This is a genomic window from Micromonospora sp. WMMD1128 (genome assembly GCF_027497235.1).
Lineage (GTDB): Bacteria > Actinomycetota > Actinomycetes > Mycobacteriales > Micromonosporaceae > Micromonospora.
Genome location: NZ_CP114902.1, coordinates 1,067,501 through 1,083,449, shown reverse-complemented (window position 1 = coordinate 1,083,449; position 15,949 = coordinate 1,067,501). Strand labels below are relative to the sequence as shown.

11 protein-coding genes and 2 rRNA genes (1 of these 13 only partly in view) are annotated in these 15,949 nt (G+C 71.4%); 4 read left to right on the top strand and 9 right to left on the bottom strand.

Annotated features, from left to right (window positions below; translation table 11 throughout):
• Positions 1-7: 7 nt before the first annotated feature.
• From O7602_RS05255 to O7602_RS05245, 3 genes are all read right to left on the bottom strand, one after another.
• The gene (locus tag O7602_RS05255; RefSeq protein WP_281587087.1) at positions 8-688 is read right to left on the bottom strand and encodes a lysophospholipid acyltransferase family protein; all 681 of its coding nucleotides are present in this window, start codon (positions 686-688) and stop codon (positions 8-10) included.
• A gap of 153 nt (positions 689-841) precedes the next feature.
• Positions 842-3,997 carry an isoleucine--tRNA ligase gene (gene ileS / locus O7602_RS05250; RefSeq protein ID WP_281587086.1) on the bottom strand — a complete coding sequence of 1,052 codons (3,156 nt, stop codon included), beginning with the start codon at positions 3,995-3,997 and terminating at the stop codon, positions 842-844.
• Between the two features lie 332 nt (positions 3,998-4,329).
• On the bottom strand, positions 4,330-5,889 hold the full coding sequence (locus O7602_RS05245; protein WP_281587085.1) for an alkaline phosphatase D family protein: 1,560 nt from the start codon (positions 5,887-5,889) through the stop codon (positions 4,330-4,332).
• 195 nt (positions 5,890-6,084) lie between these two features.
• On the opposite strand from O7602_RS05245, the gene O7602_RS05240 reads away from it, so the two are divergent.
• Together O7602_RS05240 and sigJ are read left to right on the top strand one after the other, a co-directional pair.
• Positions 6,085-6,528, top strand: coding sequence for a carboxymuconolactone decarboxylase family protein (locus tag O7602_RS05240; protein WP_281587084.1), 444 nt, complete (start codon positions 6,085-6,087; stop codon positions 6,526-6,528).
• Complete coding sequence (sigJ, locus tag O7602_RS05235) at positions 6,477-7,409, top strand: RNA polymerase sigma factor SigJ (RefSeq protein ID WP_281587083.1); 933 nt, start codon at positions 6,477-6,479, stop codon at positions 7,407-7,409. Before O7602_RS05240 ends, sigJ begins: the two co-directional genes overlap by 52 nt.
• A gap of 52 nt (positions 7,410-7,461) precedes the next feature.
• Here the strand turns inward: sigJ and ndk are convergent, their stop codons facing one another.
• A complete protein-coding gene (gene ndk / locus O7602_RS05230) occupies positions 7,462-7,887 on the bottom strand; it encodes a nucleoside-diphosphate kinase (protein ID WP_281587082.1) in 426 nt (141 codons plus the stop codon).
• A gap of 143 nt (positions 7,888-8,030) precedes the next feature.
• On the opposite strand from ndk, the gene O7602_RS05225 reads away from it, so the two are divergent.
• On the top strand, positions 8,031-9,284 hold the full coding sequence (locus O7602_RS05225) for a VOC family protein (RefSeq protein WP_281587081.1): 1,254 nt from the start codon (positions 8,031-8,033) through the stop codon (positions 9,282-9,284).
• Positions 9,285-9,354: 70 nt separating this feature from the next.
• Here the strand turns inward: O7602_RS05225 and O7602_RS05220 are convergent, their stop codons facing one another.
• The 3 genes from O7602_RS05220 to O7602_RS05210 form a co-directional block, all read right to left on the bottom strand.
• Positions 9,355-9,858 (bottom strand): DUF4233 domain-containing protein, encoded by a 504-nt coding sequence (locus O7602_RS05220; protein WP_281587080.1) that lies wholly within the window; start codon positions 9,856-9,858, stop codon positions 9,355-9,357.
• Positions 9,855-11,126, bottom strand: a complete 1,272-nt coding sequence (locus O7602_RS05215) for a folylpolyglutamate synthase/dihydrofolate synthase family protein (RefSeq protein WP_281590125.1) — start codon at positions 11,124-11,126, stop codon at positions 9,855-9,857. The genes O7602_RS05220 and O7602_RS05215 overlap by 4 nt, the downstream gene beginning before the upstream one ends.
• Positions 11,127-11,256: 130 nt before the next feature.
• Entirely contained in the window at positions 11,257-13,875 is a 2,619-nt protein-coding gene (locus O7602_RS05210; RefSeq protein ID WP_281587079.1) for a valine--tRNA ligase, read from the bottom strand.
• 69 nt (positions 13,876-13,944) lie between these two features.
• Between O7602_RS05210 and O7602_RS05205 the strand changes: the two genes are divergently transcribed.
• A complete protein-coding gene (locus O7602_RS05205) occupies positions 13,945-14,625 on the top strand; it encodes a hypothetical protein (protein WP_281587078.1) in 681 nt (226 codons plus the stop codon).
• A gap of 57 nt (positions 14,626-14,682) precedes the next feature.
• Here O7602_RS05205 and rrf read toward each other — a convergent pair.
• A 5S ribosomal RNA gene (gene rrf / locus O7602_RS05200) occupies positions 14,683-14,799 on the bottom strand.
• 75 nt (positions 14,800-14,874) lie between these two features.
• Positions 14,875-15,949 (bottom strand): 23S ribosomal RNA (locus O7602_RS05195) (it continues 2,033 nt past the right edge of the window).

The following is a 15,949-nucleotide window of genomic DNA, read 5'->3' as shown; positions in this document are numbered from 1 at the left end:
GGGCGGGTCAGGCCGGCGGCTGCTCGCTGCGCTTCGGTGCGTAGCGCGGCACGTACTCCTGGCCGGTGAGCTTCTGGATCTCGGCCATCAGCTCGTCGGTCATGGTCCGCAGCGACGCGCGGTCGTCGGGTCGGCCGGTGAAGTCGATCGGCTTGCCGAACTTGATGGTGATCTTGGCGCGGCCGGGGCGGGGCACCCGGGTCCCGATCGGCTGGGCCTTGTCGGTGCCGGTCACGCCGACCGGGATGATCGGCACCCCGGCGGCCACCGCCAGCCGGGTCGCGCCGGTGCGACCGCGGTAGAGCCGGCCGTCCGGGGAGCGGGTGCCCTCCGGGTAGACGGCGACCAGGTCACCGGCCTGGAGCACCGGGATCGCGGCGTCGAACGCGGAGAGCGCCGCCCGCCCGCCGCCCCGCTCGACCGGGATCGCGCCCAGCCCGGTGAGGACGAACTTGGAGAAGCCGCCCTTGAGCCCGGTGCCGCTGAAGTATTCCGACTTGGCCCAGAACGCCAGGTGCCGGGGCACCACGGTGCCGAGCAGCAGTTCGTCGGCGACGGAGAGGTGGTTGCCCGCGAAGATCGCGCCGCCGGTCGCCGGGATGTGCTCCAACCCCTCCGCGTGCGGCCGGAAGGCCAACCGGAGCGCGGGCGCCACGGTGAGCTTGCCGATGGTGTAGAGCAGGGGCACGGGTCCTCCGGCGGTCGTACGCGAAACAGGCGCTGTCACGGTAGCCGACGCCGTCACCCTCGGCCGAGCGGGTGGCCCGCAGTCCACCCGCTCGGTGCGCCCGGTTAAGCGGGGGCCCCTCCTATACCGAAAGCGTTAAGCAGGGGCCCCTCCTTACACCCGGCGGACGGTGACCACCACCCGCTCGCCGTCGCCGACCTCGCCAGCGAAGCCGTCGAGGTCGGCGGAGCCGGAAGCGACGTCGACGCTCTCGGCCAGCACCTCCCGCGCCACGAAGTCGCGGAACGCGGCCACCGCCGCGCGCACCTCCTCGGACGCGGAGACCGTCGCCGTGATCCGGTCGGAGATGTCCAGGTCGGCGTCGCGGCGGGCCTGCTGGACCACCCGGACCACGTCCCGGGCCAGCCCTTCGGCGGCCAGTTCCGGCGTGACCTCGGTGTCCAGCACCACCACGCCCTCACCACCGGGCAGCGGCGCGGAGTGCTCCGCGTCGGCGGCGACCAGGCGCAGCTCGTACTCGCCCTCGGCCAGGGTGACCCCGGCGGCGACCGGGGCGCCGTCGCGCAGCTCCCACTCCCCCGCCTTGACCGCCTTGATCACCTGCTGGACCTTCTTGCCGACGCGCGGGCCGAGCGCCCGCGGCACCACGGTCAGCACCTGCTGGCAGTACGCCGCCACCTCGCCGGTGAGCACGACCTCCTTCACGTTGACCTCGTCGGCGACCAGGTCGGCGAAGGGCCGGAGCTGGTCGGCGACCGGCGACGCCACGGTCAGCGTCGCCAGCGGCAGCCGGACCCGCAGGCCCTTCGCCTTGCGCAGCGACAGCGCGGCCGAGGCGACCGCCCGGACGTTGTCCATCGCGGAGACCAGCTCGTGGTCGGCCGGGAACTCGTCGGCCGACGGCCAGTCGGTCAGGTGCACCGACCGCTCGCCGGTCAGGCCGCGCCAGATCTCCTCGACGGTCAGCGGCGCCAGCGGCGCCACCACCCGGCAGAGCGTCTCCAGCACGGTCCAGAGCGTGTCGAACGCGTCCGCGTCGCCGGCCCAGAACCGGTCCCGCGAGCGACGCACGTACCAGTTGGTCAGCGCGTCCAGGTAGGACCGGACGGTCGCGCACGCGCCGGAGATGTCGTACGCGTCCATCTGCGCGCCGACGGTCGCCACCAGCTCGTTCGTCTTGGCCAGCACGTACCGGTCGAGCACGTTCGTCGAGTCGGTTCGCCGACGGGCCTGGTAGCCGTCCGCGTTGGCGTACAGCGAGAAGAAGTACCAGACGTTCCACAGCGGCAGCAGCACCTGGCGCACCGCGTCCCGGATCAGCGTCTCGGTGACCGCCATGTCCCCGCCGCGCAACACCGGCGACGACATCAGCATCCACCGCATCGCGTCCGACCCGTAGGAGTCGAACACGTGGTAGACGTCCGGATAGTTCTTCAGGCTCTTGGACATCTTGCGCCCGTCCGAGCCGAGCAGGATGCCGTGGCTGAGGCAGTTGCGGAACGCCGGCCGGTCGAACAGCGCGGTGGCCAGCACGTGCATGGTGTAGAACCAGCCGCGGGTCTGCCCGATGTACTCGACGATGAAGTCACCCGGGTAGTGGTGCTCGAACCAGTCGCGGTTCTCGAACGGGTAGTGCACCTGGGCGAACGGCATCGAGCCGGACTCGAACCAGCAGTCCAGCACCTCCGGCACCCGGCGCATCATCGCCTGGCCCGTCGGGTCGTCCGGGTTGGGGCGGACCAGGTCGTCCACCGCCGGCCGGTGCAGGTCGGTCAGGCGTACGCCGAAGTCCCGCTCGATCTCGTCGAGCGAGCCGTACACGTCGACGCGCGGGTGGTTCGGGTCGTCCGAGCGCCACACCGGGATCGGCGAGCCCCAGAACCGGTTCCGGCTGATCGACCAGTCCCGGGCGTTGGCCAGCCACTTGCCGAACGAGCCGTCCTTGATGTGCCCCGGCGTCCAGTTGATCTGCTGGTTCAGCTCGACCATCCGGTCCCGGAACCGCGTCACCGCGACGAACCACGACGACACCGCCTTGTAGACGAGCGGGGTGTCGCAGCGCCAGCAGTGCGGGTACGAGTGGGTGTAGACGTCCTGCCGCAGCACCACCCCCCGCTCCTTCAGCTCCCGGATCACCGGCTTGTTCACGTCGAAGACCTGCTCGCCCTGGTACGGCGGGACGAGCGCGGTGAACCGGGTGTGGTCGTCCACCGTGACCACGGTCGGGATGCCGGCCGCGTTGCAGGTGTTCTGGTCGTCCTCGCCGAACGCGGGCGCCAGGTGCACGATCCCGGTGCCGTCCTCGGTGGTGACGAACTCCGCGCCGAGCACCTGGTAGGCGTTCGGCCCGGCCGGTTCGACCAGGAAGTCGTAGAGCGGCGTGTAGCGGCGCCCGACGAGGGCCTTGCCGGTCACCCAGCCGACCTGCTCGTACCCCTCCAGCTCCTTGGCGTACGCGCCGAGGCGGGACTCCCCGACCAGGTGGCGCTGCCCGTCGCGCTCCAGCACCGCGTACCGGATGTCGGGGCCGACAGCGAGCGCCAGGTTCGACGGCAGCGTCCACGGCGTGGTGGTCCAGACGCCCAGCTTCACCGGGCCCCGGACGAGCTCCGGCGCGGTCTCGTCGGGGGTCAGCTCGAACCACACGGTCAGCGTCGGGTCGTGCCGGTCCCGGTAGACGTCGTCCATCCGGGTCTCGGTGTTCGACAGCGGGGTCTCGCACCGCCAGCAGTACGCCAGCACCCGGAAGCCCTCGTAGACCAGACCCTTGTCGTGCAGGGTCTTGAAGGCCCACATGACGCTTTCCATGTAGTCCAGGTCGAGCGTCTTGTAGTCGTTGTCGAAGTCGACCCAGCGGGCCTGCCGGGTGACGTACCGCTCCCAGTCCTGGGTGAACTCCAGCACGCTGGCCCGGCAGGCGTCGTTGAACCGGGCCACGCCGAGGTCGAGGATCTCCGCCTTGGTGGTGATGCCGAGCTGCTTCTCGGCCACCACCTCCGCCGGCAGGCCGTGGCAGTCCCAGCCGAACCGGCGCTCCACGTGCCGCCCGCGCATGGTCTGGTAGCGCGGCACCACGTCCTTCACGTACCCGGTGAAGAGGTGGCCGTAGTGCGGCAGGCCGTTGGCGAACGGCGGGCCGTCGTAGAAGACGTACTCGTTCTTGCCGTCGTCGCCGGCCGGACGGGCCTCGACGCTGGCCTCGAAGGTCTTGTCGGCGGTCCAGTGCTCCAGCACCCGGCGCTCGACCGCGGGGAGGTCCGGGCTCGCCGGGACGCCGGCGCCGCTCGGGTCGTGCAACGGATAGGCCATCGGGGGTCGCTCTCCTCGCGCAGCTCACTCGTCGGTGGGTCTGCGAGGACGAACCTCTCCGGGTACGCCGTGCGACGCCCCCGGGCTGGCCCGCGGTACCACCCCGCTTGGCGGTCAAGGTGCGACCGCCCGCTCATTGGTCGGCTGTGACGGGCCGTCCCGTCCGGTTCTACTGGGCCGGTTGCCCGGCTGTTCTTCCGGAGGCTCGCCGGTGATGGCCGGGTCGTCGCCTGTGCGCCCAAGCCTACCCGCTCCCTCACCCGCTCCGCCTCCGAGTAAGGAGGGGCCCCTTCTTAACGCATTCGGTAGAGGAAGGGGCCCCGCTTAACACCTCAGCGGCGGGTGGGCGCCGGGAGCGTGGTGGTCCAGAGGGACGCGCCGGTGCGGTCGCGGAGGTGCACCGTGAGAGCCGCCGTCTCGGCGTCGATCTCCACCTCGCCGAAGTGCTGGAAGCCCTCGGCCGGGGAGGTGTTCGCGACCGGCGGCGCGTGCACGAAGACGGCCCGCGGGCCGAACGTGCCGTCGAGCGCGTTCGGCCCGAACGCGCCGGCGTGCGCCGGGCCGGAGACGAACTCCCAGAACGGGCTGAAGTCCCCCACCGCGGCGCGCGCCGGGTCGTAGTGGTGGGCGGCCGTGTAGTGCACGTCGGCGGTGAGGAAGACCAGGCCTGTCACGCCGGCCCGGTGCGCCGAGCGCAGCACCTCGGCGAACTCCAGCTCGCGGCCGGCCGGCACGCCCGAGTCGCCCTGCGCCACGCCCTCCTGGGCGCCCGGGCCGTCCGGCACCACCACGCCGATCGGCAGGTCGTTGGCGATCACCTTCCAGGTGGCCCGGGACGCCTTCAGCTCCCGGACCAGCCAATCCCGCTGCGCCCGGCCGAGCAGGCCGCGCGCCGGGTCGGCGTACGTGTTGCCGTCGTTCGGGTCCTTGTAGGTCCGCATGTCGAGCACGAAGACGTCGAGCAGCGGCCCGTACGACAGCCGGCGGTACAGCGGTCCGCCGTCCGGCACCGGCAGCCACTCGTGGAACGCCTGCCGGGCCCGGGCCGCCAACACGTCCACCCGCTTCTCGGTGTAGCGGTCGTCGACCAGGATCTCCCCCGGGTACCAGTTGTTCAGCACCTCGTGGTCGTCCCACTGGTTGACCTGCGGCACCCGCGCGGCGAAGGCCCGCAGGTGCTCGTCGAGCAGGTTGTACGCGAACTGCCCCCGGTACTCGGCAAGCGTCTCGGCGACCTTGCTCTTTTCCGCGGTCACCAGGTTGCGCCAGGTCCGGCCGTCGGGCAGCGTGACCCGCTCGGTCAGCGGGCCGTCCGCGTACACGGTGTCGCCGCTGCACAGGAAGAAGTCCGGGCGGCGCTCGCGCATGGCCCGGAAGATGGCCAGGCCGTCGAAGTCCGGGCTGATCCCCCAGCCCTGCCCGACGATGTCGCCGGTCCAGACGAACCGCACGTCCCGCCGCTGGTGCCGAACCGGCGCGGTGGTGAACGAACCGGTCAGCGGCGCGCTGTCCACCCCGTGCCGGTCGAGGCTCTCCACCCGTACCCGGTAGTGCAGCCGCTCGCCGGACGGCAGGCCACGCAGCCGGACCCTGCCGGTGAAGTCACCGGTCGGGTCGACCACCGGGCCGCGCACCAGCCGCGCGGCGCGCAGGTCGGGCCGGCGACCCACCTCGACCAGCATCCGGCCGGGCCGGTCCGCCCGGGTCCAGACCAGCGCCGAGTCGGCTGTCACGTCGCCGCTCTGCACGCCGTGGGTGAGCAGCGGCCGGCCGCTGCGCCGCCATCCGGGGGCGGCGAACGCGCCGGGCGCGCCGAGAAGCGCGCCGCCGGCGGCTCCCGCGCCGGCGACCAGGCCGGCGCCGAGCAGCGTACGTCGGTCGATGTGCGTCATGGGTCCTCCCCGGTTCGACGATCTCGCCAGCCCGGTCTACCGGCCGGACATGACCGGAGACGCCGACCGAGGTGGCCGGCGCCTCAACGACGGCTGTCCAGACCTCGCCATGACGACCGTCACACCGCCGGGTCGTCACGCCGGCCGGGCCGGAGTCCGTCGTGCCCACGTACGGACGACACGAGGGAGGCAACAGTGAGCCGGATCAACGTGGCGGCGGTGGCGCCGGAGGCGTACGCGGCGGTGCGCGGGCTGGAGACGTACATCCGGGGCAACCTGGACCACACCGTGCTGGAGCTGGTGAAGGTGCGGGCGTCGATGCTCAACGGCTGCGCGTTCTGCGTGGACATGCACACCCGGGCGGCGCTTGCCAACGGGGAGGACGACCGGCGGCTCTTCGTCCTGTCCGCCTGGCGGGAGGCCCCGTCGTTCTTCGACGAGCGGGAGCGGACCGCGCTGGCCCTGACCGACGCGGTCACCCGGCTCGGTGAGCACGGCGTGCCGGACGAGGTGTGGGACGCCGGCGCGAAGGTCTGGTCGGAGCGGGAGCTGGCCGACCTGGTCATCGCGATCGCCACAATCAACGTGTGGAACCGGATCGTGATCAGCAGCCGGACCGAGCCGCCGCGCGAGGTGTGACCGCGATCGGCGCGGCGGAGGCGGCCGGTGCGCTCACCGCGCACCGGCCGATGCTGCTCGGGCTGGCGTACCGGTTGCTGGGCAGCCTGCACGACGCCGAGGACGTGCTCCAGGAGACGTACCTGCGCTGGCTCGACGTCGACCGGGAGACGGTCGCCGAGCCACGCCGGTACCTGTCCCGGGTGGTGACCCGGCTGGCGCTGGACCGGCTCCGCGCCCGCCAGGCCGCCCGGGAGACGTACGTCGGCCCGTGGCTGCCCGAACCGGTCCGCACCGACCCGTCGCCGTTCGGGCCGCTGGAGACCGTCGAGCTGCGGGAGTCGGTCTCCACCGCCCTGCTGCACCTGCTGGAGCGACTCACCCCGCCGGAACGGGCGGTGTACGTGCTGCACACCGCGTTCGCCATGCCGTACGCGGAGATCGGCGACATCCTGGACCGGTCGGCGGCGGACTGCCGCCAGCTGCACCACCGCGCGGCGTCCCGGCTCGCCGGGGAACGGCGGCGCTTCACCGCGGGCCCGGCCGAGCAGCGGCGGCTGCTCGACGCGTTCCTCGCCGCCGCCCGCGACGGCGACCTGGCCCGGCTGACCGGCCTGGTCGCGGCCGACGCCACCGCCTGGTCCGACGGCGGCGGACGGATCCGCGCGGCCCGCAACCCGGTGTACGGCGCGGACCGGATCGCCCGGTTCTTCGCCGGCGTGTACGGCCGCCGCCGCCCCGGGGTGCGGGCCACGCCGGTGGAGCTCAACGGTGCGCCCGCGCTGGTGCTGAGCTGGCCGGGCGGCCTCCGGTACACCCTCGGCGTCGCCGCCGCCGACGGCCGGATCACCGACCTCTACCTGGTCGGCAACCCCGACAAACTGACCCGGATCGGCGGCTGAGCGCACGCGGCGGCCCCGGTCCCGTGCGGGGACCGGGGCCGTCGGAAGGACGTCAGTCCAGCTCGGGGAACCAGAGGGCGATCTCGCGCTTGGCGCTGTCCACCGAGTCGGAGGCGTGCACCAGGTTCTCCCGGTTCGACAGGGACAGGTCGCCGCGGATGGTGCCGGCGGCGGCCTTACGGCCGTCGGTGCTGCCGATCATCCCGCGGACCACGTCGATCACCTGGTCGCCGGAGAGCACCAGCGCCACCAGCGGGCCGCCGGTCATGAACGTCTTCAGCGGCGGGTAGAACGGCTTGTCGACGTGCTCGGCGTAGTGCTGGTCGGCGAAGTCGCCGTCCATGGTCCGGTTCACCAGCGCGTCGATCCGCAGGCCCTTGCGCTCGAACCGGGACAGGATCTCGCCCACCAGACCACGGCGCACCGCGTCGGGCTTGATCAGTACGAGCGTCCGCTCGTCCGGGCTGCTGCTGGACACGCTGTTGCCTCCTGTGCGCTCAAACCGGCTGGGCTGGGTACGGTCAGCGTAGCGACCCGGTCCCGGCTCCGGCGCGGCGGCTGCATCTTCCCTGGCCCGCCGTGGCGGCCTAGCCTGGCCCTGGAACCCCTGGGAGGTCCACTGTGGCGAATGGCGGGAACCGCACCATCGCGCCGGTACGCAAACTGATCGGCGCGGTGCTGGGCACCGTGGCCACCTTCGTGACCCTGTTCGGGCTCGGCATGACCAGTTGGGCGATCGTGGCGCTCGGCGTCGCGTTGCTGGTGCTGGCGGTCGCCCTGGCCATGGTGCGCGGCGGCGGGCGCACCTGGGTGGTCGGCCTGGGGCACGTGCACAGCGCCTCCGAACCACCGAGCCAGTACGCGTTCGGCCGCTGCGAGCTGCAACTGGTGATCGACGCCCCGGGGCTGCCGCCCCGATCCAAGAAGATCATCGAGCCTCGGGTGCCGGTCGCCAAGTGGCCCTCGCTCGGCCAGGCGCTGCCCGTGCGGGTGGCCCTCGACGACCAGCGCCACGTCCGGGTGCTCTGGGACGAGGTGCCCACCCACGCCGAGAGCGTCGGCACGCCCGCCGACCTGCCCCCCGAGTACGCCGAGGCGGACCCGCCCGACGAGACGCTCATCGGGCAGGAGGCCCCGCCGTGGGCCGGACGCGCCCCGGAGGACGACTTCCGCGACGACTACCCGCCCGCGCCGGACCCGCTGCCGGCCGACGTCCCGGCCCGGCCCGAGGAACGTGAGCCGGTGGTGATGCGCCCGCAGCGCCCCGGCGGCCCGGTCGTGCTGGAGGGGCAACTGGTCGAGCCGCTCCCGCTCGGCCGGCTCCCCCGACGCGCGCCGTCGCCCCGTCCGCCGGCCGAGGAGCAGGCCCCGGACACCGTGCCGGTGGAGTCGATCGACGTGCCGCTCGACACCCCGGAGCCGGACGCGCCGCCCACCCCGCGGGAGCTGGACGAGGCGATCTTCGGCCCGACCGGCGCCGCCGAGCCGGACGAGCTGGCCAGCCCGATCAGCGGCGTCGGCATCACCCTGCTCGTCACCGACCTGGACCGGTCCCTCGACTTCTACCGGGAGCTGGGCTTCGACGAGCTGGACCGGGGCGAGGGCAACGCCGTGCTCGGTTCCGGGCCGACCCGGCTGGTGCTGCGCCGGGTCACCGGGGCCGCCCCGATCAGCCGCCGGCTGGTGCACGTCAACCTGGAGGTCGACGACATCCAGGCGGCGTACGAGCGGCTGCGCGAGGGCGGCGTGCGTTTCACGTACGCCCCGCGCGTGGTCAACCGGGGCACCAAGCTGGAGGTGTGGGCCGCTGCCTTCCGCGACCCCGACGGTCACGGCGTCGCGCTCACCCAGTGGCGGTCCCTCGCCGACGCCTGAGATGCAAGGCGGGGCCCCTTCTTAACGCCTGCGGTATAGGAAGGGGCCCCGCTTAACCGAGAAACAGCGCTCAGCCGAGGATGACCCGCCGCACGTGCCACGCGTACGCCCACACCAGCGCGAAGATCACCCCGAGCACGAGCAGCGACCAGTGCAGCAGACCGGAAAGCAGCAGCAGGCCCTGCACCACGGTGCCGGCGTGCCACGCCCAGCCGCGGCGCATCATCCCGGCCAACACCACGCAGGCCACCGCCAGCGCGACGATCGCGCCGACCGCGGCGCCGCCCAGGTCACCGCCGACCACCCGGATCGGCTGGATGGCCAGCAACAGCACCAGCGCCTCCAGCGAGAGCGTGCCGGCGCCCAGGCCGCGTACCGCCTTGTCGGGGTTGCGCAGCCCGGACCGGCGGACGCCGCCCGGACCCGCGCCACCCGGCCGCTCCGGGCGCTGCTCCGCGCCTGGACCCGCCTCGCCGCCTGGACCCGGCTCGCCGCCTGGACCCGCCTCGCCGCCTGGACCCGCCTCGCCGCCCGGACCCGGCTGCGTGTCCGGGCGCGGCTCCGGGCCGGTCATCGCTTGAACAGCCGGCGGGCGTCGGCCACGGTCACCACCGAACCGGTGATCAGGACGCCCACGCCGGCCAGCTCACCCGGCACGTCGGACTCGGCCTCGGCCACGGCCGCCTCGATGGCGTCCGGCATGTCCCGGGCCACCTGCACCCGGTCCGGGCCGAAGACCTCCCGGGCCAGCTCGGCCAGCTCGTCGACGGGCATGGCCCGGGGGGAGCTGTTCGCCGCGACCACGACCGTGTCGAGCACCGGTTCGAGCAGTTCGAGCAGGCTTGCGGCGTCCTTGTCGCCGAGCACGGCCAGCACGCCGACGAGCTTGCTGAACGCGAACTCCTCCTGCAACGCGGTGACCGTGGCGGCCATCCCGTGCGGGTTGTGCGCGCCGTCGAGCAGCACCGTGGGGGCGTTGCGTACCCGCTCCAGCCGGCCCGGGGAGCTGGCCGCGGCGAAGCCCTCCCGGACCGCCTCGATGTCGAGCTGCCGCCGCGCGCCGGCGCCCAGGAACGCCTCCACCGCGGCCAGCGCCACGGCCGCGTTCTGGGCCTGGTGCGCGCCGTGCAACGGGAGGAAGACCTCCTCGTACACCCCGCCCAGGCCCTGGATGTTCAACACCTGGCCGCCGACGGCGACCGCCCGGCGCAGCACCCCGAACTCGGCGCCCTCCCGGGCGACGGTGGCGTTGACCTCGGCGCAGCGTTCCAGGATCGGCCGGGCCGCCTCGTCCTCCTGCGCCGCCGCGATCACGGTGGCGCCGGGGTGGATGATGCCCGCCTTGTGCAGGGCGATGTCCTCGATCGTGTCGCCCAGCCACTCGGTGTGGTCCAGGCCGATCGGGGTGATCACGGCGACGCCGGCCTGGATCACGTTCGTCGCGTCCTCCGCGCCGCCCAGCCCCACCTCCACCACCGCGACGTCGACCGGGGCGTCGGCGAACGTGGCGAACGCCAGCGCCGTGGTCAGGTCGAAGTACGTCAGCGGTTCGGCCACCCGCTGGTCGACCAGCTCGGCCAAGGGCGCGATCTCGCGGTACGTCGCCACGAACCGTTCCTCGCTCACCGGCTCGCCGTCCAGGCTGATCCGCTCCCGCACGGTCTCCAGGTGCGGGCTGGTGTAACGCCCGGTGTGCAGCCCGAACGCCCGCAACAGCGAGTCGATCATCCGGGCCGTCGAGGTCTTGCCGTTGGTGCCGGTCAGGTGGATCGACGGGTACGCCCGCTGCGGGCTGCCCAGCAGGTCCAGCAGACTCTCGATCTTCTCCAGCTCGAACCGCATCCGGGTGAAGCCGCGCGCATTGAGCGCGGCCTCCACCTCGGCGAACGCGGCGTGATCGCTACGGTCACTCACGCGGAGCCATCCTTTGTTCGCGACTGCGGGGCTCGCAACCCCGGCTCACTCCTCGCGCTCATGAGGGCAACGCCTGCAACGCGGCGTCGATCCGGACCAGGTCCGTCTCGGCCACCGCCAGCCGCTCACGGATCTTCGCGACCACCGGCTCCGGCGCCTTGCCGACGAACGCCGGATTGTCCAGCTTCGCCCGCGCCTGGGTGGCCTCCTTCTCCGCCGCCGCCCGGTCCTTGGTGAGCCGGGCCCGCTCGGCGGCCACGTCGATCGCGCCGCGGGTGTCGAGCGCGACACTGACCTCGCCGGGCATGGCGAGCGTGGCGGCGGCCTGGAAGTCGTCGCCGGGCGCGTCGAGCCGGGCCAGCGACCGGACCAGCGGCTCGTGCGCCGCGATGCCCGCGCCGGCCAGGCCGTCGAGCCGGGCGGCGACCCGCTGCGTCGGCCGCAGCCCCTGGTCCGAACGGAACCGCCGGACCTCGGTCACCACCCGCTGCAACGTGGCGACCTCCACCTCCGCGGCGTCGTCGATGCCGGTACGGTCGGCCACCGGCCAGTCCGTCCGCAGCAGCGTCTCCGCGCCGGTCAGCGCGGTCCACAGCTCGTCGGTGACGAACGGGATCACCGGATGCAGCAGCCGCAGGAGCTGGTCCAGCACGTGGCCCAGCACCCGCCGGGTGGCGTCCGCCGCCGGCCCGCCCTCGGCGAGCACCGGCTTGCTCAACTCCACGTACCAGTCGCAGACGTCGTCCCAGGCGAAGTGGTAGAGCAGATCACAGACCTTCGCGAACTCGTACGCCTCGAACTGCTCGTCCACCTCCGCGGTGACGTGCGCCAGCCGGGACAGGATCCACCTGTCGACCGTCGACAGGTCGCCGGCCACGGGCAGCGGACCCTCGGTGTGCGCGCCGTTGAGCAGCGCGAACCGGGTGGCGTTCCAGAGCTTGTTGCAGAAGTTGCGGGAGCCCTGGCACCACTCCTCGCTCACCGGCACGTCCTGGCCCGGGTTGGCGCCCCGGGCCAGCGTGAACCGGGTGGCGTCGGCGCCGAACCGGTCGATCCAGTCGAGCGGGTCGACCACGTTGCCGAACGACTTCGACATCTTCTTGCCGTGCTCGTCGCGCACCATGCCGTGCAGCGCCACCACGTCGAACGGCTGGACGCCGTCCATCGCGTACAGGCCGAACATCATCATCCGGGCGACCCAGAAGAACAGGATGTCGTAGCCGGTGACCAGGACGCTCGTCGGATAGAACTTCGCCAGGTCGGGGGTCTGCTCCGGCCAGCCGAGGGTGGAGAACGGCCACAGGCCGCTGGAGAACCAGGTGTCGAGCACGTCCTCGTCCTGCCGCCAGCCGTCGCCGGTCGGCGGCGCCTCGTCCGGGCCGACGCAGACGATCTCGCCGGCCGGGCCGTACCAGACCGGGATGCGGTGCCCCCACCACAACTGGCGGGAGATGCACCAGTCGTGCATGTTGTCGACCCAGGCGAAGTAGCGCTTGGCCAGCTCCGCCGGCTCGATCTTCACCCGGCCGTCGCGCACCGCGTCGCCGGCCGCCTTCGCCAGCGGGCCGGTGTTGACGAACCACTGGAGGGACAGCCGCGGCTCGACGGTCGTCTTGCACCGCGAGCAGTGCCCCACCGCGTGCAGGTACGGCCGCTTCTCGGCCACGATCCGGCCCTGCTCACGCAGCGCCGCCACGATCGCCGGGCGGGCCTCGTACCGGTCCAGGCCCTGGAACGGACCGGGCGCGGTGATGACGCCGCGCTCGTCCATGATCGTCAGGGCGGGCAGGTCGTGCCGCTGGCCGATCTCGAAGTCGTTCGGGTCGTGCGCCGGCGTCACCTTGACCATGCCGGTGCCGAAGGCCGGGTCGACGTGCTCGTCCGCGACGATCGGGATCCGCCGGTCGGTGAGCGGCAGCGCCACCTCGGTGCCGATCAGGTGCCGGTAGCGCTCGTCGTCCGGGTGCACCGCGACCGCGGTGTCACCGAGCATGGTCTCGGCCCGGGTGGTGGCCACGACGACCTCGTCGCCGTAGCGGATCGAGACCAGCTCGCCCTCGTCGTCGGTGTGCTCCACCTCGATGTCGGAGAGCGCGGTGAGGCAGCGCGGACACCAGTTGATGATCCGGTTGGCGCGGTAGATCAAGCCGTCGTCGAAGAGCTTCTTGAACATGGTCTGCACGGCCCGGGAGAGGCCCTCGTCCATGGTGAAGCGTTCGCGGTCCCAGTCGACCGCGTCGCCGAGCCGGCGCATCTGGCCGAGGATCGCGCCGCCGGACTCGGCCTTCCACTGCCACACCCGCTCGACGAACTTTTCCCGGCCGAGGTCGTGCCGGGACAACCCCTCGCCGGCGAGCTGCCGCTCGACCAGGTTCTGGGTGGCGATGCCGGCGTGGTCCATGCCGGGCAGCCAGAGGGCCTCGTAACCCTGCATCCGCTTGCGCCTGGTGAGCGCGTCCATCAGCGTGTGCTCGAACGCGTGGCCCATGTGCAGCGAGCCGGTGACGTTGGGCGGCGGGATGACGATGGTGAACGGCGGCTTGTCACTGTCCGCCGACGCCCGGAAGTGCCCGCCGGCTACCCACTGCTCGTACCGTCGCTGCTCTACCTCGCCGGGCTGGTACTGGCCGGCAAGGGTCGGGGCGTCGGGGCGTCGGGCGTCCAGTCTCTCGGTCACCCTGAAAGTCTACGGAGGGCTTTCCGGGACCCGACGTGCGCCACCTGTGATTCGCGTACGGTGGCGGACATGTCCGACGCGCATCTCACCGAGCGGCCGGTCGACGGGGGTAACGGTCCGGTCGAGCTGACCGACGAGCCGATCCGGCTGAGCCGCCGCGACCCCGCGCTGGAGCCCGAACGCAAACCCACCTCCCGGCGCCGGAAGATCGTGCTGGCCGCCGCGCTGGCGGTCGGCGTCGCCGGCGCCGGCGCACTGGGCCTGGCCGGCTGGGGGGTCCTGAAGGAGAAGGACGCCCAGCTCACCCAACCGGACGCCGTGGCCGGACTCACCCGTGACGACAGCGAACGGGCCCGCAGCACCGCCGAATACCTGCGCGACGGCTTCGCCGCCGACATCGAGCTGGACCACAGCATCGGTACGGTCTACGCGGACCCGGCGGACGCGAAACGGTCGGTGCTGCTGTTCGGCGGGACCACCCTGCTCTGGCAGCCGGAACGGGACCTGGACACGCTCTTCGACCTGATGGCCGACGAGACCGGCAAGGTGGCCGGCGTGCGCGAGGTCGACGCCGGCCGGCTCGGTGGCGTGATGAAGTGCGGCACGACGACCGGCGACGGCGGCGACTTCGCGGTGTGCGGCTGGGCGGATCACGGCAGTGTGGCGATGGGCATGCTCCCGGGACGCCCGCTCACCGAGGCGGCGACACTGTTCCGCGAGATCCGCGAGGGCGTCCAGCGCCGTTCGTGAGCGGCCGGAAACGCAGTTCAGGGCCACCCCGTGGGGGTGGCCCTGAACTGAAGGTTTGTCCGGCGGTGTCCTACTCTCCCACACCCTCCCGAGTGCAGTACCATCGGCGCTGGAGGGCTTAGCTTCCGGGTTCGGAATGTTACCGGGCGTTTCCCCTCCGCCATGACCGCCGTAACTCTATGAACATGTCAACCAACCCCTGGCGGGTGGTGTTTGTTCAGAGTTGCACAGTGGACGCGTAGCAGCTTGGTAGTCAAGTCCTCGGCCTATTAGTACCGGTCAACTGAACCCGTTACCGGGCTTACATTTCCGGCCTATCAACCCAGTCGTCTAGCTGGGGGCCTTACCCCACAAAGTGGGTGGGATACCTCATCTTGAAGCGAGCTTCCCGCTTAGATGCTTTCAGCGGTTATCCCTTCCGAACGTAGCTAACCAGCCGTGCCCCTGGCGGGACAACTGGCACACCAGAGGTTCGTCCGTCCCGGTCCTCTCGTACTAGGGACAGCCCTTCTCAAGTATCCTACGCGCACGGCGGATAGGGACCGAACTGTCTCACGACGTTCTAAACCCAGCTCGCGTACCGCTTTAATGGGCGAACAGCCCAACCCTTGGGACCTGCTACAGCCCCAGGATGCGACGAGCCGACATCGAGGTGCCAAACCATCCCGTCGATATGGACTCTTGGGGAAGATCAGCCTGTTATCCCCGGGGTACCTTTTATCCGTTGAGCGACACCGCTTCCACATGCCAGTGCCGGATCACTAGTCCCGACTTTCGTCCCTGCTCGACCTGTCAGTCTCACAGTCAAGCTCCCTTGTGCACTTGCACTCAACACCTGATTGCCAACCAGGCTGAGGGAACCTTTGGGCGCCTCCGTTACCCTTTAGGAGGCAACCGCCCCAGTTAAACTACCCACCAGACACTGTCCCTGAACCGGATAACGGTCCGAAGTTAGATACCCAAATCAACCAGAGTGGTATTTCAAGATTGCCTCCACCTATACTGGCGTATAGACTTCACCGGCTCCCACCTATCCTACACAAGCTAATTCAGATACCAATGTCAAGCTATAGTAAAGGTCCCGGGGTCTTTCCGTCCTGCCGCGCGTAACGAGCATCTTTACTCGTAATGCAATTTCGCCGGGCCTGTGGTTGAGACAGTGGGGAAGTCGTTACGCCATTCGTGCAGGTCGGAACTTACCCGACAAGGAATTTCGCTACCTTAGGATGGTTATAGTTACCACCGCCGTTTACTGGCGCTTAAGTTCTCCGCTTCGCCCCGAAGAGCTAACAGGTCCCCTTAACGTTCCAGCACCGGGCAGGCG

Excerpts from the sequence above, each read along its gene's own strand:
- ileS (WP_281587086.1), bottom strand. The coding sequence starts at position 3,997 with ATGGCCTATCCGTTGCACGACCCGAGCGGCGCCGGCGTCCCGGCGAGC.
- O7602_RS05245 (WP_281587085.1), bottom strand. The coding sequence starts at position 5,889 with ATGACGCACATCGACCGACGTACGCTGCTCGGCGCCGGCCTGGTCGCC.
- O7602_RS05220 (WP_281587080.1), bottom strand. The coding sequence starts at position 9,858 with ATGACCGGCCCGGAGCCGCGCCCGGACACGCAGCCGGGTCCGGGCGGC.
- O7602_RS05215 (WP_281590125.1), bottom strand. The coding sequence starts at position 11,126 with ATGCGGTTCGAGCTGGAGAAGATCGAGAGTCTGCTGGACCTGCTGGGC.
- O7602_RS05205 (WP_281587078.1), top strand. The coding sequence starts at position 13,945 with ATGTCCGACGCGCATCTCACCGAGCGGCCGGTCGACGGGGGTAACGGT.